This is a genomic window from Gryllotalpicola reticulitermitis (genome assembly GCF_042651345.1).
Classification (GTDB): domain Bacteria; phylum Actinomycetota; class Actinomycetes; order Actinomycetales; family Microbacteriaceae; genus Gryllotalpicola; species Gryllotalpicola reticulitermitis.
The window spans coordinates 260,067-277,356 of record NZ_JBHSCN010000006.1 but is presented as its reverse complement, the minus strand read 5'-3'; the positions used below and the strand labels follow the sequence as shown (position 1 = coordinate 277,356).

Here is a 17,290-nt window from a genome sequence, read left to right as displayed (position 1 = left end):
ATCAACTCCTATACCGAGAGGAACTTTTCCAAGGTGCGGATCGGGTCGCCGTCGGTGACGAGCGCCTCACCCACCAGCACGACATCGGCGCCCGCTTCGCGGTAGTGGGCGACGTCTTTGCGCTTCAGGACGGCCGACTCGGCGACCCGGACCACGCCGGAGGGGATGCGGTCGGCGAGGCGGCCGAAGAGATCGCGGTCGAGCTCGAAGTTCGTGAGGTCGCGCGCATTCACGCCGATGAGGCCCGCACCGACCTCAAGCGCACGATCGACCTCTTCTTCGGAATGGGTCTCGACGAGGGCAGTCATGCCGAGCTCGCGCACGAGCGTGTGCAGCACGGCGAGCTTCTTCTGGCTGAGCGCCGCGACGATGAGCAGCACGATGTCGGCACCCGCCGCACGCGCCTCATAGACCTGGTACTCGGTCGCCATGAAGTCCTTGCGCAGCACCGGAACGGTCACAGCAGCGCGCACGGCCTCCAGATCGGCGAGGGAGCCCTTGAACCTGCGCTGCTCGGTGAGGACCGAGATCGCGCTCGCGCCGCCTGTCTGATAAGTGACGGCGAGCTGCGCGGGGTCGGCGATGGCCGACAGGTCGCCGCGGGACGGGCTCGCGCGCTTCACCTCGGCGATGATCTTGACGCGCTCGGACGGCGCGAGCAGCTCGAGTGCATCGAGCGCCGGCTGCTGCGCACGCGCGGCACGCACGACCGCGGCCTTCGGACGCACCGACTTGCGTGCGTTCGCATCTTCCACGGAGCCGGCCGTCAGGTCGGCGAGGATGGACACTAGTGGCCCTTGGGCTGGTACTTCGCTCCACCGACGCCGTAGCCGGCCCGCTTCATGGCCCAGCCGACGATCAGGCCGATAATGAACAGCACGCCGGAGGCGACGACGCCCCACGGCAGCGCGAAGACGAAGAACGTGGTGCCGATCGCGAAGGCGAGAAGCATGATGATCACCGCCGTCCACGCAGCCGGCGAGTGCCCCTCGCCGAGTTCCTCGTGGTGCTCGCTGATGCCGCTCATGTCTCTCCTGGTCTTGAAGGGCTTGGATCAAGTCTACCGATCACGAAGTCGGATCCTCGCCGCGCGTGAGCTCGTCCCAGTCGTCGACGGCGCTGTCGCCCGGGCGCGGTGCGGGAGTGCGGCTCGGTCGAGCGGATGCCGGCCCCTCCGCATCCTCGAAGCGCACGGCGTCGTAACGACGCGATCCGCCCGGCCACAGTCGCCCGGTCACGACGGCCGCGAGCGAGCCGAGGACCACGAGCGCACCCCCGACGAGGGCGGCGGCGGGCCAGATGCTCGCAGAGGCGTGCCCGATCAGCGCGTTCACCGATGCGGTGCCGGCGATGCCGGTCGCCTTCGAGATCGCGTCGCGAACCCCCGCAGTGTGCGCGGGGTTCCCGACGCTCGCGATGATGAGGCAGACGCCGAGCAGGATTCCGATCACGCCGATGACGAGGCGCGCGAGGCGCCCCGCGATGGCCAGAGCGAGGGCGAGCGCGAGCCCGGCGAGGGACAGCGCGGTGAGTGCGGGCGCCGCCGTCGAACCGTCGACCGCGAGAGGCGCGAAGTGTCCCGCCCGCGCCGTGAGTGTGATCGTGTACCAGGTCTGCGTCGCACCGGCGAGCCCCAGGCCCGCACCGATCAGGACCGCGAGGATGGTGCCGAGCTTCAGAGAGCGGGCCCTGCGCGCGTTCATGACAGCACCCGCTGCATCGCATTCGCGACCGCGACGGCGCGCAGCGGTGCGGCCGCCTTGTTGCGGCTCTCCTCGAACTCGCTCATCGGATCGGAGTCGGCGACGAGACCGCCGCCCGCCTGCACGTACGCCGTTCCGCCGAGGAGCGTCGCCGTGCGGATCGCGATCGCCAGATCGACGTCGCCGGAGAAGCCGAAGTAGCCGACCACTCCCCCGTAGACGCCGCGCTGGGCGGGTTCCAGCTCATCGATGATTTCGAGCGCGCGCGGCTTCGGCGCGCCGGAGAGCGTGCCCGCCGGGAACGTGGCGCGGAACACGTCGACCGGGCTGACACCCGGCGCGATGTCGCCCTCGACGGAGGAGACGAGATGCATGATGTGGCTGAACCGCTCCACCCGCATGAACTCGGTCACCTCGACGGTGCCGGCGGCGCACACCTTTGCGAGGTCGTTGCGGGCGAGGTCGACGAGCATCAGATGCTCGGCACGTTCCTTCGGGTCGACGAGAAGGCCGGCCTCCAAGTCGGCGTCCTCCTCGGGCGTCGCGCCGCGCGGGCGGCTGCCGGCGATCGGATGCGAGTAGACCCGGCCGACGGTCAGCTTGACGACAGCCTCGGGGCTCGATCCGACGATCGTGTACGGCTCGCCGTCGGGGCGTTCGAGCTGCAGGAGGTACATGTACGGGCTCGGGTTCATCGTGCGAAGCACCCGGTACACGTCGACCGGGTCGGCGGTGACCGGCTGCTCGAAGCGCTGCGAGATCACGACCTGGAAGATGTCGCCCGCCCGGATGTACCGCTTGGACGTCTCGACCGCGGCCAGGAAGTCCTCGCGGGCAGTGCGATGCACGGGCGTCGGCGCGACGCTCAGGTCGGCGAGCTGCAGGTACGCGTCGAGCGGCTGCGCGAGCTTCGCCTGAAGGGCGTCGAGGCGCTTCTGCGCGTCGGACCAGAGGCCGTCCGCATCCGTCTCGCCGTCATTCAGCGCATTCGCGATGAGCTGCACGGTACCCGTGCGGTGGTCGACGACGACGAGGTCGGCGACGAAGCAGAATGCCTGGCCCGGCACATCGAACTCGGCCGGCGGCTGGTGCGGCAGGCGCTCCAGCTGGCGCACGGCCTCCCAGCCGACGAAGCCCACGAGACCGCCCGTGAGCGGCGGCAGGCCGCCGACGGCCGGCGTCTGCCAGCGGGAGTTCAACGCGTCGAGCACGTCGAGCGGTGCGATCGCGTCGTCGATGGGGGCGCCCAGCGCGCGCTGCGCGGACAGGCCGTAGTCGAGCCACGTCGCGGATGCGCCGATCTGGGTCAGCACCCCGAACGCGTTCGCCCCGACGAACGAGTAACGCGACCAGATGCCGCCCTGCTCGGCCGACTCGAGCAGGAACGTCCCGGGGCGGCCGGCTCCGACCTTGCGGTAGATGCCGACCGGTGTCTCGCCGTCGGCGAAGAGCTCGCGCACGACGGGCAGCACGCGGTGCCCGGGCAAGAGGGAGTCGAAGTCCGTGCGAGTGGTCGTCGTCATAGGGTCGGAGCCTCGCCCACGACCGGGCTCAGCGCGTCGGCGTCGAAGCAACTGCGGTCGCCCGTGTGGCACGCGGCACCGATCTGCTCGACCTCGACGAGAAGCGTGTCGCCGTCGCAGTCGAGCGCCGCCTGGCGCACGTACTGCGCGTGGCCGCTCGTATCGCCCTTCCGCCAGTACTCCTGCCGCGACCGCGACCAGAAGGTGACGCGACCCTCGGTCAGCGTGCGGCGCAGCGCCTCGGCGTCCATGTAGCCGAGCATGAGCACCTCGCGGGTGTCGTGCTGCTGGATGATCGCGGGCATGAGCCCGTCGGCGTTGAACCTGACGCGCTCGAGGATCGCGTCAGTATCTGGCCGCGCGCCCGCTGCAGAACTCTGTGTCACGCTCGTACCTCCAACCCGGCGGCGCGCAGTTCGTCTTTCACGTCGCCGATGGTGAGCTCGCCGTAATGGAACACGGATGCCGCAAGCACGGCGTCGGCGCCCGCCGCGATCGCCGGAGCGAAATCGCCGAGGCTCCCGGCGCCGCCACTGGCGATGACGGGCACGCTCGACACCTCGCGCATGAGTCGCGTGAGCTCGAGGTCGTACCCGGCCTTCGTGCCGTCCGCGTCGATCGAGTTGACGAGCAACTCCCCGGCGCCGAGCTCGATGGCCCGCTTGGCCCACACGAGCGCATCGAGGTCGGTCTCGGTGCGGCCGCCGTGAGTCGTCACGACGAAGCCGCTCTCGGTGCTCGGGCTGCGCTTGATGTCGAGCGAGAGCACGCAGACCTGTGCGCCGAAGCGGTGGGCGATCTCGCTGATGAGCGCGGGGCGGGCGATGGCCGCGGAGTTGACGCCGATCTTGTCGGCGCCGTGCGCGAGCAGCTTCGCCACATCGTCGGCCGAACGCACCCCGCCGCCGACGGTGAGCGGCACGAAGACCTGCTCCGCGGCGCGGCGCACCATCTCATACGTCGTATCACGGCCTTCGACCGTTGCCGTGACGTCGAGGAAGGTGACCTCGTCCGCGCCCTGCTCGTAATACCGTCGCGCCAGCTCGACCGGGTCGCCGGCATCCGCCAGGTTCAAGAAATTGACGCCCTTGACGACGCGGCCGCCCGCAACGTCGAGGCAGGGGATGACGCGCACTGCGACGGTCATGTCAGAGCCTCGCGGCGTGGATCGGCGTGACGAGGATCGCGCGCGCGCCGAGTTCGTACAGTCGGTCCATGACGTCGTTGATCTCGGTGCGCGGGATCATGACCCGCACGGCGACCCATTCCGGATCGCGCAGCGGCGAGACAGTCGGCGATTCCATGCCCGACGCGATCGCCGTCGCCTGCTCGATCAGCCGGCTGGGCAGGTCGTAGTCCATCAGCACATAGCGACGCGCGACCATCACGCCCTCGAGCCGACGGTGCAGGGTAGCGAGCCCGGGTGCCTCGTTGGGACCTGCGATGAGCACGGCCTCGGACTTGAGGATCGTCGGGCCGAAGATTTCGAGCCCCTGCTTGCGCAGCGTGGTGCCGGTCTCGACGACGTCGGCAATCGCATCGGCGACGCCGAGGCGCACCGCCGACTCGACCGCACCGTCGAGCTTGACGAGGTCGACGTCGACGCCCTGATCGGCCAAGTAGCCGCCGACGAGGCCGGTGTAGCTCGTCGCGACGCGCTTACCGCGCAGCTGCTCGAGCTCGGTGAAGGCGCCGACCGGGCCCGCGAAGCGGAACGTGGACACAGCGAAGCCGAGCGGTGCATCTTCGTGGGCGTTCGAACCCGAGTCGATCAGCAGGTCGCGGCCCGTGATGCCGACGTCGAGGGCGCCGCTGCCGACGTATGTCGCGATGTCGCGCGGGCGCAGATAGAAGAATTCGACCCCGTTGCGCGGGTCGGCGACGATGAGTTCTTTGGGGTCGCGGCGGCCGGTGTAGCCCGCTTCCTTGAGGTACTCGGCGGCGGTTTCGGAGAGTGCGCCCTTGTTGGGCACGGCGATCTTGAGCATGTGAGTGGTGAGGCTTTCTGGTCGGTGCGGGTTCGGGTCAGGCATCCGATCAGAGATGTCGGTACACATCCTCGGGGGTGAGCCCGCGCGCGATCATCGCGACCTGCAGGTGATACAGCAGCTGCGAGATCTCCTCGGCGGTCTCGGTGTCGCTCTGGTATTCCGCCGCCATCCAGACCTCGGCAGCCTCTTCGACGATCTTCTTCCCGATCTGATGGACGCCGGCGTCGAGCTCGGCGACGGTGCGGGACCCCTCAGGGCGGGACTTGGCCTTCTCGCTGAGCTCAGCGAAGAGGTCGTCGAAGGTCTTCACGACTCCAGGCTACTAGCAGAGATGAGCGCGCCCGGGTCGCCGATCCTCAGGATCGATGCAACGGTCCGCGAGGCTCCGATTCAGAGCCACACGGCGACGCCGCCGTGCGACGAGCACGTCCCGCGACGCGATTGGCTGGAGCTGTACGTGCCGTCATTGCACTTCGCGGTCGCCCCGCTCGGCGCACTCGATGAGACCTCAGGGCGGCAGACTGTGTTGCCGGCGCTGTTGACGTACGTGCCGTTGGTGCAAGTGGGGGCCGCCGGCGCAACGTACGTTCCCACAGTTGTCACCTGGGTCACCGGCTGCCTGGTGACGGTGTCGCTCTTCAGCGTGCTGCCCGTCTCGGCACCGTTGGTATAGGTGACGAGATAGGTCTTCGTCTCGACGCCGCTGACGCCGACGGTCGTGACGGATGACGAGCCCTTCGCCCTGGTCGCGCTCGTGACCGTCGTCGAGTGAAACGGGATCGACGACGTCTCGCTCACGAGCTCGGTCGTGATGACAGGAGTCGGGCTCGGCGTCGGTGTCGGTGTTGCGGTCGGGGTCGGGGTCGGTGTCGGGGTCTGAGACGGCGTCGGGACGGGTGTCGGCGTGGTCGTCGTCGACGCAGTCTCGGCCGTGTGGGTTCGCGTGGGCCGGGGTGCGGTCGCGTGGCTCGCCCGGGCCGGCGACACGCTGGCCGCTGCAGCCGGACGCGGTGCGGCGGTTGGAGTCGGATGCGTGGCACCGAACGCGGCGGCCGAACCGATCAGGACCGCAAATGCCACCGCAGCACCGAGGGCGGCTGCGGCGCGCTTGCGCGGCAGGCGAAGCCACGTGGCTCGGCGGAACAGCAGCCCGTAGACGGCCGTCAGGAGGATCACCAGCGCGGGCAGCAACACCATCAGCCAGAAGCCGCCGGAGAGCACACCGAGAAGGGCCGCGAGAGCGGCGCCGACGATGCCGACCCAGGTGGTCACGGGGAGTTTCGCGAGGCGGCCGACAACGCGTCGGAGACCGGATGATGGTGCAGCGGACATGACGAATCCTTCGGTGGCGTGCGAGGCAAGCCGAGTCTGCGCGACCTTTCGGCTCAGTCGCAGCCCCAGTTCGCGGGACCCAGCCCGCTCGCGTCGTCAGACCGGGGTCGCTGCGCCGAACCGACACCCGAGGTGAGTCATCGGTGAACCGCGATGGGTTATCGGTGAATGTGAGCGGATGCCGCCGCGCGGAGCGCTTCGATCGCCGCGCCCGCGTCATCGGCGCCGAAGACGCTCGAGCCCGCGACGAAGGTGTCGGCGCCGGCCGTCGCGGCGGTGACGATCGTCTCTTCAGTCACTCCCCCGTCGACCTGCAGCCACACGTCGAGCCCCTGGCGCTCGGCGGCTTCCCGCAGGCGAGTGAGCTTCGGCATGACGTGCGGAAGGAACCGCTGGCCGCCGAAGCCGGGCTCGACCGTCATGATCAGCACCTGGTCGAATTCGGGAAGAAGGTCGAGGTAGGCACCGACATCGGTCTTCGGGCTGAGCGCGATGCCGGCGCGCGCGCCGAGCTTCCGCAGCGTGCGCGCGAGGGTGATCGGCGCGGTGGCCGCTTCCGCATGGAACGTCACGGAAAAGCATCCGATCTCGGCATAGCGGGGGGCCCAGCGGTCGGGGTCGTCGATCATCAGGTGGACATCGAGGGGCACGGGGCTCGTTGCCTGCACCCGCTCGACCATCTGCGGGCCGAAGGTGAGGTTCGGCACGAAGTGGTTGTCCATGACATCGACGTGCACGTAGTCGGCGCCCGCGATCCGCTCGAGGTCGTGCTGCATGTTGACGAAGTCGGCGGACAGGATGCTCGGGTTGATGCGGGCGGCCATGGGGCCAGCCTATCGGCGGCCCGCTCGGGGGCGGCAGCTGCTATAACTGGTGCAAAACCATGGGGGCTACACACAATCTATGGAGGATCACATGACCGTTCAGACGACGCCCCGTCGTTCACGCCGACGTTCTCGGGCGGTGGCCGCGGGCTTGCTCGTAATCGGTGCCGTGGCCGGTGGGCTGCTCACGGCCGCGCCGGCGAACGCGGCGGTCAGTAACTGCCCTGCGGGTTCGGCCTGTTTCTGGAAGGACGCGGGCTACAAGACCGGTGGATCGGCGGCGAAGAACGTCCGGTTCACGCTCCTGATCGCCGACTTCCGGTACTGGAACTACGGTCCCTCCAAGGTCACTGGGCTTCTCAACGGCAACGCGAACGACAGCGCATCATCGGTGTACAACAACGGCAAACAGGACACGACGCACTGGTACCAAGGCAGCTACTCGTCGGGTTACATGTTCAAGCTCAAACCTGGAAACGGCGACGACAACTTGAGCAATGCGACTGGGGCTGTGCCCACCAGTCGGTCCAACGACAACCTCTCATCGGGATTTTTTAGCTCCTGCGACCCGGCCTACCGGTGTTCGTAATGCTCGCTTCGAGCGTGGTGCAGCGACGGCGCGGCACCGCAGGCCTCGGTATGGCCACACTGGGGCTGGGCATGCTGGCCCTTACCGCGTGCTCCAGTTCAGGCGACCGTGCTGACCGGCCGACCACTCACATCGAGCTGCCGGCGAAGAACGTCGATCGGTGGGTGATGCCACTCGACGAATACATTCCGGTCGACGATCACGTCGACGACTACGCAGAAGCTCTTCTGGTTCAACCGTGTATGGAGGCAAAGGGGTACAGCTGGGACGTCCCGTGGCAGGACGTGAACCAGGAGGCGGCCGTAACCCGGAACGCCGTCGATCGCAGGATCTTCACTGCCGAGGTCGCAAGAGTCCATGGCTACCGCGACCTGGGCGGAAACAACAGCCCAGACGACGCCTGGCGTGCATTCGCCCTGAGCGACATTCCGGATGAAGAGTTCGACGCCTCGAGGATGTGCCTCGAGGCTGCCCGTAAGGTGATGCCGCTGCAATCCGGTTCGGCCCAACTTGCCACGAGCTACGCGCAGTCAGCGTATGAGGCAGCCCAGGAGTCGAAGGCGGTCCGAGCCAAAGCGAAGCTGTGGCGCAAGTGCATGGAGCCGGCCGGAATCTCGGACCTGCCGGATACCCCGGCCAAGATGCCCACGGACTCCATGATGTCCGAGTTCGGCATCAATGCAGGGCCGACGCCGACAGCCGACGAGATTGAGCTCGCGGTGCGAGATGCAGGGTGCCGCAACGAATCCGGCTGGACGAAGGCGGCGTATAACGCGGAGTGGAAGCTTCAGGTGGCGGAGCTCGCCAAGAACGCGGACGAACTCCAGGCGATCCGGGGTGAGACCGTCCGGCATCGGGCGCTCGTGTCGAAGGTGATTGCGGAGCACGCTCCGAAGGCTCCGTCAGTTGGGTAGCCCGGTCTCGTCGGTGATTGCTCGAGCCCACGTCGTCACGCCGCTTTCGGTCCTTGCCGCATTGGTGCTGTCGGCGTGTTCGAGTCCGGGTGGGTCGGAGTCGTCCGGGCGCGATCCATCTGCGGCGAAGCTTGAGCTGCCGCCGAAGAATGTCGACCGGTGGGCGATGCCTCTGGACGAGTACATTCCGGTCGGCGACCATGCCGACGACTATGCGGAGAACCTGCTGATGCAACCGTGCATCGAGGCGCAGGGCTTCAGCTGGGACGTGCCGTGGCAGGACGTGCGATTGGCGGAGGCGCCGACGCGGAACGCCGCGAATCGGCAGATCCTCAATGCGGCGATCGCCGCGACGTACGGCTATCGGGATCTGGGTTCGGCCGGTCAGTCTGACGATGCGTGGCGGGAGTGGGCCCATGGGTCGGAGCTGTTGGAGGTGGACGACGCTGTGTTCACGAAGTGTCTGAACAAGGCGCGAGAGGTGCTTCCGCTCACGTCCGGTGACACGCTTGCGGCTACCGGTTACGCGCAGGCGGCGTATGAGGCGGCGCAGGAGTCGAAGTCGGTCAAGGCGGCAGCGAAGGCGTGGCGCACGTGCATGGCTTCGGCCGGTGTCTCGGATCTGCCTGACACTCCGGCAAAGATGCCGTCGGAGGCGATGGCTGAGGATTTCGGCATTCACGCGGCGCCGACACCGACGCCCGAAGAGATCAAGGTCGCGGTCCGCGACGTGGCTTGTCGGAACAGTTCAGGCTGGAGCCGCGTCGCATATAACGAGGAGTGGAGGCTGCAGGTCAAGGAGCTGCGGAGAAACGCCGATGAACTGCAGCGCACGCGTGAGGAGACGACCGAGCATCGGGCCACGGTGCTCAAGGTGATCGCCGAGCACGCTCCGAAAGCCCCGTCGGATGGATGAGGCTCGCCGGGAATTTCTGCTCGGTGGCCGAGTCGGCCGAAGGGTTGTCGTCGCGGCGGTCAGTGTCGTCGCATTGATCGGTGTGTTCGTCGGCGGGTGGTTCGCGGCGGAAGCGTTCGAGTCCCCGGCGCAGAAGGAAGCCGAGGCGTCGCCGCCCCCGGCTGGACCTACGCTGGCTCACGTCGAGCGCGGATCCCTGGAGCAGACCTTCACCGCCAGCACGACGATCGCCGCGGAGAGCCAGCTTGCAGTCGTGGTGCCTGCGACCGAGGGCGGCGGGTACGTGACCGCGACCTTCGTGCGCCGCGGTGAAACGGTTCGCAGCGGCCAGTTGCTGCTCGAGGTGAACGGCGCTCCTGTTCTGGCGCTGCCCGGCGCCTTTCCGTACTATCGCGACCTCACCGTCGGCGACAGCGGCCGGGACGTACTCCAACTCCAGCAGGGCCTGCGAGAGGCAGGCCACGCGGTCGCCGTCGACGGACGTTTCGGACCCGCCACGGCCGACGCGATCGCCGCGCTGTACCGCCAGGCCGGCTACCCCGTGCCGGTTCGCGCTCCAGCCGGACCTGACGCGAGCCCAGGGGAAGCGAATCCATCGCGCCCGCCTGCCGCAGACGCAGACGGGGACGCCGCTGACCCCGACACGCCGGACGGCACCGCCACCCCTTCCCCGCCGCCGCCCTCGGCTGAGCCATTCCTGCCGGTCGCCAACCTGATGGCGTTCGCGACATTACCGGCCACCGCCGTCTCTGTGCCCGCGGTCGGCAACGCCGTGGGGGACGGCACGAAGGTCGGCGTGGAGTTCGGCAATCGGGTGGCTTCGGGGTCCATCGCGGCATCCGTCGCGGCGGTTGCTCGAGCAGGCATGAAGGGCACAGCCGAACACGGAGGGAAGTCCGTGTCGATCACCGTGGCGGCTGTGCGGAACGCGTCGGGTGACGACGAATCCGCCACCATCGTGGCCACGCCGACCGCCGAGTCGCCATTCCCTCCCGAGTGGGACGGTGAGCGAGTTCTGCTCACCGTCGTGATGTCGAAATCCGCCGAGAACGCGCTGCTGGTTCCCTCGCGGGCCGTCGTGACCGACAGCCATGGAGGCGGGACACTTCTCGTCAAGACCGCAGGCGGCTCCTTCCGGCACGTCGACGTGAAAGAGCTCGGCGAGCTCGACGGAAGATCCGCCGTCGAGCCAATGACCGGCCATGTGCTCACCGTCGGTGACCAGGTACGAGTCGACTGATGCCCGCACTTCGGCTCGAACACCTCGGAAAGATCTACTCCGGCGCTAGCGCGACAACCGTGCTCACCGGTATCGAGCTCGAGATCGCCCAGGGCGATTTCGTCGCCATCGAGGGACCGTCGGGAGGCGGCAAGTCGACCTTGCTGAATATCATCGGCCTGCTGGATGAGCCCACCTCCGGGAGCTATCGGATCGATGATGTCGACACGGGCCGCTCGACGAGCCGACGCCTGGCGGAGGCCCGCTCGGACACCTTCGCGTTCATATTCCAGGCGTTCCACCTCCTCGATCGACGTCCCGTCGTCGACAGCGTGGAACTTGCTCTGCTCTATCGCGGCCTGCGTCCGGCTGACCGGCGCCGGCGGGCACTGGAGGCACTGCAGACGGTCAACATCGCCCACCTCGCCCGGCAGAAGGCCGGCACGCTGTCGGGTGGTGAGCGGCAAAGGGTCGCCATCGCTCGCGCCCTTGCCGCGGAAACTCCGGTCGTCGTCGCAGACGAGCCCACGGGGAACCTTGATTCACAGAACGGAAAGGCCGTCACCGACGCACTCAGTGTCGTGAACGCGCGCGGATCAACGGTCGTGCTGGTCACCCACTCGCCCGAGACCGCTGAGATCGCCAGTCGCCGGGTGCGCCTGCGAGACGGTCGAGTGCTGTCCGACATCCGCGCCCGCCCGTCGTCATCAGAGCATGCAGCGCCCGCGCCACCGGGCAAGCCGTCGCGTCTGCGAGCCCGAGACCTCGCCTTCGATGCCTTGGCGTCGATCCGTTCGCGCGCGGGCCGATCACTCGGGCTCATCGCGGCCGTCGCCCTTGGCGTCGGACTCGCGGTCTCTACGGCCGGCATCACGAGCTCAGCAGGGGCCCAGGTCGCCGGAACCTTCAACGCGCACACGAACCGCGACGTCACGGTGGCGTGGGAGGCGGGCGCGCTCACCGCGTCGCGCGACACGACGGATGCGGCGATTCTCGCTGGACTGCGCGCCGTCGCAGGAGTACGCGCCGCGAGCCTCCTGCGAGCTCACGACTCAGCCGAGTTGCAGGTCAACCCGAACCGGGCGAAGTACTCAGTGACCGTGTACGGCGCGAGCGGAGACTACGAGTCGGCCAGTCGCTCCACTGTGCAATGGGCACCCGGCCACGCGCATCGGTTGCACCCGCACGAGGCGCTGATCGGTGCGACGCTCGCGCAGCAGATCAAGCTCGGGCCGCTGGTCGGCTCCCCCCTCGTCAGTCTCGGAGGCATCCCGACCACCATCGCCGGAGTCATCACGGCCACGCCTCGGGTCGCTGACGCCCTCGGCGCCGTCGTGCTTCCGCAAGACGATGCGACGAAGCTGGCCGCAGCAGGGCACGCCCGCGCACTCGTCCTGACCGAGTCCGGGGCCGCACAGCAGGTCGCCCGTCAGGCGCCCGTGGTCATCGATCCTTTCGCACCCGAGGCTCTTGACGTGTCGGCCCCGCGCGACCCCACATCGCTGCGGGCGGAGATCCAGCGAGAGGTGCGCCTGACACTGATCGTCTTCACGACCGTCGCGATGCTCGCGTCGATCGTGGGGCTCGCCAACACGAGCATTCTTGCCGTGCTTGAGAGGCGCCAGGAATTCGGACTCCGCCGCGCCGTCGGGGCTCTGGGGCGCCACATCTTCACACTGGTTCTCACCGAGACGGCGATGCTCGGTCTGATCGGCGGGTGCGGCGGGCTCGTCGCGGGACTTGGCTCGGTGCTCGGCGTAACCATGCTGAACCACTGGGCTCCCGTTTTCGACCTCCGCGTCGTTCCCGTCGCGCTCGCCGGGGGCATTGTGGTCGGCGCGATCGGCGGTCTCGCCGCATCGATCCGGGCCACGCGCATCCGTCCTAGCGACGCGCTGCGGGCCTGATGCCATCGACACGCACGAGCAGGGCTGATGCCCCGCTGGTCGTCAGAGCCTGCGGAGCAGCGCGATGAACATCGCGTCCGTGCCGTGCCGATGCGGCCATAGCTGCACCTGAGCCGGGTCGCCTGAGAGGTCGAGCGGGTGCGCGACGGCGCCCTGCAGGATCTCTTGCGTCGGCAGCTCTTCGAGGGCGCCGGGGTTGCGCTTCAGCGCGTCGGCGACCGTGATGCGCGTCTCGCCCAGGTGAGGTGAGCACGTCACGTACGCGAGCACTCCTCCCGGCTTGAGAGCGCGAATCGCGGAGTCGAAAAGAGCGGCCTGCAGTCGCGTGAGTTCAGCGACATCGCGCGGATGCTTTCGCCAGCGCGCCTCGGGGCGCCGGCGCAGGGCGCCGAGACCCGTGCACGGTGCGTCGAGAAGCACGCGGTCGAATTCCGCGGGATGGGCGTCGCCGGTCTCGCGGCCGTCTCCCTCCACCACCTCGATCGCCTCGCCGAGCGGCGCGACCGCGTTGCGGACGAGCCCGACGCGCGCCAGGATCACCTCGTTGGCGACGAGCGTGGCACCGCCGCGGCGCGCCTCCGCACCGAGCAGCGCGGCCTTGCCCCCCGGACCCGAGCACAGATCGAGCCAGCGTTCCCCGAGCTCGACCGGGCGTGCCGCGACCAAGGCGAGCGCCGCGAGCTGCGACCCCTCGTCCTGCACCCGAAGCCAGCCCTGCGACGCGCGAACACGCGCGAAGGGGTCGCCCGGAAGTGTGAAGCCGTAGGGCGAGAAGCTGTCTGGCTGCGCCCCGTCGGGCAGCCCGGGGCCGCCGGGCAATGCGATCAGATTGACGCGCGGCGCCGCGTTGTCGGCTGCGAGGAGCTCGGCAAGCTCGCGCTCGACATCCGCGCCCGGGCGCCGCTCGGCGGCGAGGGCCCGCCGCATCGCCCGGACGATCCAGACCGGGTGCGATTCGAGCGCCGAGATCGCGTCGTCGGGCGCGCTCGCGTCCGCACGCACCCGCTCCCGCCATACCTCGGGCTTGGTGCGCGAAATGCCCCGCAGCACTCCGTTGACGAAACCGACACGGTTGCGGCCCAGTGCGCTCGCGGCGACTTGCACCGTTTCGTTGACGGCGGCGTGCGAGGGAACCCGCATCGACAGCAGCTGGTGCACGCCGAGGCGCAGCACATCGCACACGGCCGGCTCGATCTGGTCGATCTCGCGGTGGGCGGCGAGGCGGATGACCGCGTCGTAATACCCCTGCATGCGCAGCGTGCCATAGGTGAGCTCGGTCGCGAGCGCCGCGTCGGCGGTCGCGAGGCGCGCGCGTTCGAGCCGCACGGGCAGCAGAAGGTTGGCGTAGGCATCCGACTCGCGGACGGCCGTCAGCACGTCGTAGGCGATGCGACGGGGACTCGGGGTCATGGACGGCGTGCTCACTCCGCGATCAGCTCCTCCGGGCGCTGCAGGCCGCGCCACCAGTCCGCGGCTCCCATCGGCCGCTTGCCGGCGGGCTGCACTGTGATGAGTTCGAGCGGATGCGTCGCGGTGCCGAGGTAGACCTTGCCACCCCGGGCGGCGAAGGCCCCGGTCGCAAGGCGGTCGGCGCCGCGCGCGAGGCGCGCCTCGTGCAGCTTGAAGCGCTCGCCGGCGAGCAGCACGAACGCTCCCGGCTCCGGCGTGACGCCGCGCAGTCGTGCGTAGACGCGATCGCCCGGCTCGCTGAGCCGGAGTCGCGCATCGTCGATGGTGAGCTTTGCGGCGATCGTCACCTCGCCGCTCTGCGGCGTCGGGATCGCGTCGCCGTCGGCGATCGCATCGATGACGGATGCCAGTTGACCGGCGCCTCGCGACGCCAGTGCCTCGAGCACCTGACCGGCGGTCTCGTCGGGCCCGATCGACCGCCGCTCGAGGGAGAACACGTCACCCGCGTCGAGCTCTTCGACGAGCTGGAACACGGCGGAACCCGTCTCGGTGTCGCCGGCCATCACCGCCCGCTGCACGGGCGCCGCGCCGCGCCACCGCGGCAGCAGCGAGAAGTGCAGGTTGATCCACCCGAGCCGTGGCACCGCGAGCATGGGGGCGCGCAGCAGCCCGCCATAGGCGACGATCACACCGAGGTCGGGTGCGACGGAGTGCACTGCCTCCGTCTCAGCGTCGCGGAGTCGGTTCGCCTTGATCAGCGACAGACCCAGCTCGGCGGCGCGCGCTGCGACCGGCGACGGAGTCAGCACGCGCTTGCGACCGAGCGGTGCGTCGCCGCGGGTCACGACGCCGACGACGTCGTGGCGGCTCGCGGCGATCGCGTCGAGTGAGGGGACGGCGACGGGCGGTGTGCCTGCGAACACGATGCGCAGGGAAGGTGCGGGGCTTGGCATGAAGTGGGGTTCGTCCTAGAGGATCTCGGGGTCGTCCAGTTTGACTCTCAGTGTAGGAGCGGGGCGTTGTCGTTTCTGCCCGGCGGGCGGCCTTCGCGTGCCGGTCGCACCGCGCAGCACGGCGCCGCGCAGCGCCGTGGCGACCTCGGACCCATGGGCGTAGTCGAAGCGCACCACCGCGCGCACCAGGCCGCCATCAGCGGTTCGCGGGCCGTCGGCGGTGACCGGCGCGGGGCCGAGGACATCGCGGATGGGAACCTCGAGGAGCGCGTCGAGCGCCTGCTGCACGGCCGCCGGCTTCCCGGTGACGGATGCCACGCGCACGGCCGGCGGAAACCCGAGCGCCCGCCGGTCGATGAGCTGCGCTGCCGCATACGAGTGCTGCTGCCATAGGCCGAGCGCCTGCGCCAGCGGACCGCCGACGCCGACGAGCACGGTGGTCGCGCCCGGGGCCGCAAGCGCCGTGGCGTTCGACCACCAGCGCAGGCAGTCGTCGCCCACGTGGAGGCTCTCGCGCTGCAGCATCCGCTCACCATCGAGCAGGATCACCGCCGCGTACCCGCCGACCGCAACAGGCTCGGCGCCGCGCGTCGCGACCACCAGGGTGCGCGGCTCGCCGTCGACCAGGGTGACCGGCCGCTCGCCGTCGCTCACGATCACCCGGGTGCCCGGAAATGCGCGGCCGAGCTCCTCAGCGGTGCGACCCGAGCCGCGGGTCACCATGCGATAGGTGTTGTTGGCGCACTCGGAGCATGCCCAGCCGCCGGCGAGCCGGCCGCACCATGCGCAACTCGGCAAGGCGTGCGACGAGGCGAGTTGCAGCGGGCCCGCGCAGTGCGTGCAGCGGGCCGCCTGGCCGCAACGTCGGCAGGCGAGCAGCGAGACGTAGCCGGGGCGTGCGACCTGCACCAGCACCGAGCCCGCCTGCAATGCTTCGGTCGCGACGCGGAACGCGGCACTCGGCACGCGGCCGGCGTCGCCACGCGACTGGGGATCTTGCGCGACGGTCGGCACCACCTTCGGCGTCACGAGCGGCACAGGGGCGAGCTCGGTGAGAAAGTGCAGCTCGATGAGGCGCTGCACCTCGACCGAGCGGGTGTGGCCCGCGAACATGACGGCGCAGCTCTGCTGCTCCTGCCGGATGAGTGCCACGTCGCGAGCGTGCGCATACGGCGCGAGGGGTTCGGCGAACAGTGGGTCGCCGTCGTCGAACAGAGCGATGAGGCCGAGCTTCGCGGCCGGCGCGTAGACGACCGAGCGGTTGCCGACGATGACCCGTGGCACGTCATCAAGGCACGAGAGGAACGCGGCGTAGCGCTGCGGCCGGGTGCGGCGGGCGTCGAGCGACGCGATCAGCTCCCCCGGTACAACCGAACGCAAGGCGGCCTCGAGCTGCTCCTGATCGCGATAGTCGGGCACGGCCAGGATGGCACTCGCGCCGGACGCCACTGTGCGGGCCGCTGCCTGCGCCAGCGTGAGCGCCCAGCGACCCACCGAACTGCCGTCGGGAAGCTCCACGATGCCCGGAATCGATCGCAGGGCGACGCGCGCACGGCCGTCGACCGCCGATTCGACAGCACTGCTCGCATACCCCTCGACCGCCGGCACCGCGCCGACCGGGACGACAGCCGGCGCTTCGCGCGCGAGCCACTTCTTCTCGGCCGCGACCGAGCGCGGAGGGATCGCGAGACGCAGCACGTCGCTCGCGCTGCCCGCCTGGCGATCGGCGACTCGCCGAGCGAGCGCCCACACCTCGGGCGCGAGGACGCGCGCCGGGGAGACCACGGATTCCAGCGGCGCCAGAGCGCCGTCGAAGTCACTCGTGTCACCGACGTCGACGACCAGGCCGTCGGCGATGCGCCGCTCGCTGCGCAGCGCGGCAGTCACCCGCACTCCCGGGACGACCTCGCTGGCCAGGGCAGGCGGGATCGCGTAGTCGAACAGGCGGTCGAGCTGCGGGAGGGGCGAGTCAAGCATCACCCGCGCCACGGAGGCCATATTCGGCCCCT

The 17,290-nt window shown here is 69.4% G+C and carries 18 protein-coding genes; 5 read left to right on the top strand and 13 right to left on the bottom strand.

Features of this window, described 5'->3' with window-relative positions; genetic code table 11:
* Nucleotides 1–8: 8 nt before the first annotated feature.
* The 10 genes from trpC to rpe form a co-directional block, all read right to left on the bottom strand.
* Nucleotides 9–782: an indole-3-glycerol phosphate synthase TrpC gene (trpC, locus tag ACFOYW_RS14685; protein WP_390231409.1), complete on the bottom strand. Its 774-nt coding sequence runs from the start codon at nucleotides 780–782 to the stop codon at nucleotides 9–11.
* A gap of 5 nt (nucleotides 783–787) precedes the next feature.
* Nucleotides 788–1,027, bottom strand: a complete 240-nt coding sequence (locus tag ACFOYW_RS14680) for a DUF6704 family protein (RefSeq protein ID WP_390230422.1) — start codon at nucleotides 1,025–1,027, stop codon at nucleotides 788–790.
* A gap of 40 nt (nucleotides 1,028–1,067) precedes the next feature.
* Entirely contained in the window at nucleotides 1,068–1,703 is a 636-nt protein-coding gene (locus tag ACFOYW_RS14675; protein ID WP_390230420.1) for a Trp biosynthesis-associated membrane protein, read from the bottom strand.
* Nucleotides 1,700–3,226 carry an anthranilate synthase component I gene (locus ACFOYW_RS14670; RefSeq protein ID WP_390230418.1) on the bottom strand — a complete coding sequence of 509 codons (1,527 nt, stop codon included), beginning with the start codon at nucleotides 3,224–3,226 and terminating at the stop codon, nucleotides 1,700–1,702. The genes ACFOYW_RS14675 and ACFOYW_RS14670 overlap by 4 nt, the downstream gene beginning before the upstream one ends.
* Nucleotides 3,223–3,612: a phosphoribosyl-AMP cyclohydrolase gene (gene hisI / locus ACFOYW_RS14665; RefSeq protein WP_390230415.1), complete on the bottom strand. Its 390-nt coding sequence runs from the start codon at nucleotides 3,610–3,612 to the stop codon at nucleotides 3,223–3,225. Before hisI ends, ACFOYW_RS14670 begins: the two co-directional genes overlap by 4 nt.
* Nucleotides 3,609–4,373, bottom strand: coding sequence for an imidazole glycerol phosphate synthase subunit HisF (hisF, locus tag ACFOYW_RS14660; protein WP_390230413.1), 765 nt, complete (start codon nucleotides 4,371–4,373; stop codon nucleotides 3,609–3,611). Before hisF ends, hisI begins: the two co-directional genes overlap by 4 nt.
* A 1-nt stretch (nucleotide 4,374) precedes the next feature.
* Nucleotides 4,375–5,214 carry an ATP phosphoribosyltransferase gene (gene hisG / locus ACFOYW_RS14655; RefSeq protein WP_390230411.1) on the bottom strand — a complete coding sequence of 280 codons (840 nt, stop codon included), beginning with the start codon at nucleotides 5,212–5,214 and terminating at the stop codon, nucleotides 4,375–4,377.
* Nucleotides 5,215–5,263: 49 nt separating this feature from the next.
* Nucleotides 5,264–5,527, bottom strand: coding sequence for a phosphoribosyl-ATP diphosphatase (locus tag ACFOYW_RS14650; protein ID WP_390230409.1), 264 nt, complete (start codon nucleotides 5,525–5,527; stop codon nucleotides 5,264–5,266).
* Nucleotides 5,528–5,607: 80 nt separating this feature from the next.
* On the bottom strand, nucleotides 5,608–6,549 hold the full coding sequence (locus tag ACFOYW_RS14645) for a DUF3761 domain-containing protein (protein ID WP_390230406.1): 942 nt from the start codon (nucleotides 6,547–6,549) through the stop codon (nucleotides 5,608–5,610).
* Between the two features lie 158 nt (nucleotides 6,550–6,707).
* Complete coding sequence (rpe, locus tag ACFOYW_RS14640; RefSeq protein WP_390230403.1) at nucleotides 6,708–7,373, bottom strand: ribulose-phosphate 3-epimerase; 666 nt, start codon at nucleotides 7,371–7,373, stop codon at nucleotides 6,708–6,710.
* A gap of 91 nt (nucleotides 7,374–7,464) precedes the next feature.
* Here rpe and ACFOYW_RS14635 point away from each other — a divergent pair, with 91 nt between their 5' ends.
* The 5 genes from ACFOYW_RS14635 to ACFOYW_RS14615 all read left to right on the top strand — a co-directional run bounded on the left by ACFOYW_RS14635 (nucleotide 7,465) and on the right by ACFOYW_RS14615 (nucleotide 12,918).
* Nucleotides 7,465–7,962 carry a peptidase inhibitor family I36 protein gene (locus ACFOYW_RS14635; RefSeq protein ID WP_390230400.1) on the top strand — a complete coding sequence of 166 codons (498 nt, stop codon included), beginning with the start codon at nucleotides 7,465–7,467 and terminating at the stop codon, nucleotides 7,960–7,962.
* On the top strand, nucleotides 7,962–8,876 hold the full coding sequence (locus ACFOYW_RS14630; RefSeq protein WP_390230397.1) for a hypothetical protein: 915 nt from the start codon (nucleotides 7,962–7,964) through the stop codon (nucleotides 8,874–8,876). Before ACFOYW_RS14635 ends, ACFOYW_RS14630 begins: the two co-directional genes overlap by 1 nt.
* Nucleotides 8,877–9,042: 166 nt before the next feature.
* Nucleotides 9,043–9,792 carry a hypothetical protein gene (locus ACFOYW_RS14625; protein WP_390230394.1) on the top strand — a complete coding sequence of 250 codons (750 nt, stop codon included), beginning with the start codon at nucleotides 9,043–9,045 and terminating at the stop codon, nucleotides 9,790–9,792.
* Nucleotides 9,785–11,032: a peptidoglycan-binding domain-containing protein gene (locus tag ACFOYW_RS14620; RefSeq protein ID WP_390230391.1), complete on the top strand. Its 1,248-nt coding sequence runs from the start codon at nucleotides 9,785–9,787 to the stop codon at nucleotides 11,030–11,032. The genes ACFOYW_RS14625 and ACFOYW_RS14620 overlap by 8 nt, the downstream gene beginning before the upstream one ends.
* Complete coding sequence (locus tag ACFOYW_RS14615) at nucleotides 11,032–12,918, top strand: ABC transporter ATP-binding protein/permease (protein WP_390230388.1); 1,887 nt, start codon at nucleotides 11,032–11,034, stop codon at nucleotides 12,916–12,918. The genes ACFOYW_RS14620 and ACFOYW_RS14615 overlap by 1 nt, the downstream gene beginning before the upstream one ends.
* Nucleotides 12,919–12,960: 42 nt before the next feature.
* On the opposite strand, the gene ACFOYW_RS14610 is transcribed toward ACFOYW_RS14615, so the two are convergent.
* From ACFOYW_RS14610 to ACFOYW_RS14600, 3 genes are read right to left on the bottom strand one after another with little or no spacing between them, the layout of a single operon-like run.
* Nucleotides 12,961–14,328, bottom strand: coding sequence for an RsmB/NOP family class I SAM-dependent RNA methyltransferase (locus tag ACFOYW_RS14610; protein ID WP_390230385.1), 1,368 nt, complete (start codon nucleotides 14,326–14,328; stop codon nucleotides 12,961–12,963).
* A gap of 11 nt (nucleotides 14,329–14,339) precedes the next feature.
* Complete coding sequence (locus tag ACFOYW_RS14605; RefSeq protein WP_390231406.1) at nucleotides 14,340–15,260, bottom strand: methionyl-tRNA formyltransferase; 921 nt, start codon at nucleotides 15,258–15,260, stop codon at nucleotides 14,340–14,342.
* 36 nt (nucleotides 15,261–15,296) lie between these two features.
* On the bottom strand, nucleotides 15,297–17,279 hold the full coding sequence (locus ACFOYW_RS14600) for a primosomal protein N' family DNA-binding protein (protein ID WP_390230382.1): 1,983 nt from the start codon (nucleotides 17,277–17,279) through the stop codon (nucleotides 15,297–15,299).
* Between the last annotated feature and the right edge of the window lie 11 nt (nucleotides 17,280–17,290).

Bases quoted from the DNA above. Each gene is read 5' to 3' on its own strand.
- ACFOYW_RS14680 (WP_390230422.1), bottom strand. From the start codon at position 1,027: ATGAGCGGCATCAGCGAGCACCACGAGGAACTCGGCGAGGGGCACTCG.
- ACFOYW_RS14675 (WP_390230420.1), bottom strand. From the start codon at position 1,703: ATGAACGCGCGCAGGGCCCGCTCTCTGAAGCTCGGCACCATCCTCGCG.
- ACFOYW_RS14670 (WP_390230418.1), bottom strand. From the start codon at position 3,226: ATGACGACGACCACTCGCACGGACTTCGACTCCCTCTTGCCCGGGCAC.
- hisF (WP_390230413.1), bottom strand. From the start codon at position 4,373: ATGACCGTCGCAGTGCGCGTCATCCCCTGCCTCGACGTTGCGGGCGGC.
- hisG (WP_390230411.1), bottom strand. From the start codon at position 5,214: ATGCTCAAGATCGCCGTGCCCAACAAGGGCGCACTCTCCGAAACCGCC.
- ACFOYW_RS14645 (WP_390230406.1), bottom strand. From the start codon at position 6,549: ATGTCCGCTGCACCATCATCCGGTCTCCGACGCGTTGTCGGCCGCCTC.
- rpe (WP_390230403.1), bottom strand. From the start codon at position 7,373: ATGGCCGCCCGCATCAACCCGAGCATCCTGTCCGCCGACTTCGTCAAC.
- ACFOYW_RS14635 (WP_390230400.1), top strand. From the start codon at position 7,465: ATGACCGTTCAGACGACGCCCCGTCGTTCACGCCGACGTTCTCGGGCG.
- ACFOYW_RS14630 (WP_390230397.1), top strand. From the start codon at position 7,962: ATGCTCGCTTCGAGCGTGGTGCAGCGACGGCGCGGCACCGCAGGCCTC.
- ACFOYW_RS14625 (WP_390230394.1), top strand. From the start codon at position 9,043: ATGCCTCTGGACGAGTACATTCCGGTCGGCGACCATGCCGACGACTAT.
- ACFOYW_RS14620 (WP_390230391.1), top strand. From the start codon at position 9,785: ATGGATGAGGCTCGCCGGGAATTTCTGCTCGGTGGCCGAGTCGGCCGA.
- ACFOYW_RS14615 (WP_390230388.1), top strand. From the start codon at position 11,032: ATGCCCGCACTTCGGCTCGAACACCTCGGAAAGATCTACTCCGGCGCT.
- ACFOYW_RS14610 (WP_390230385.1), bottom strand. From the start codon at position 14,328: ATGACCCCGAGTCCCCGTCGCATCGCCTACGACGTGCTGACGGCCGTC.
- ACFOYW_RS14600 (WP_390230382.1), bottom strand. From the start codon at position 17,279: ATGGCCTCCGTGGCGCGGGTGATGCTTGACTCGCCCCTCCCGCAGCTC.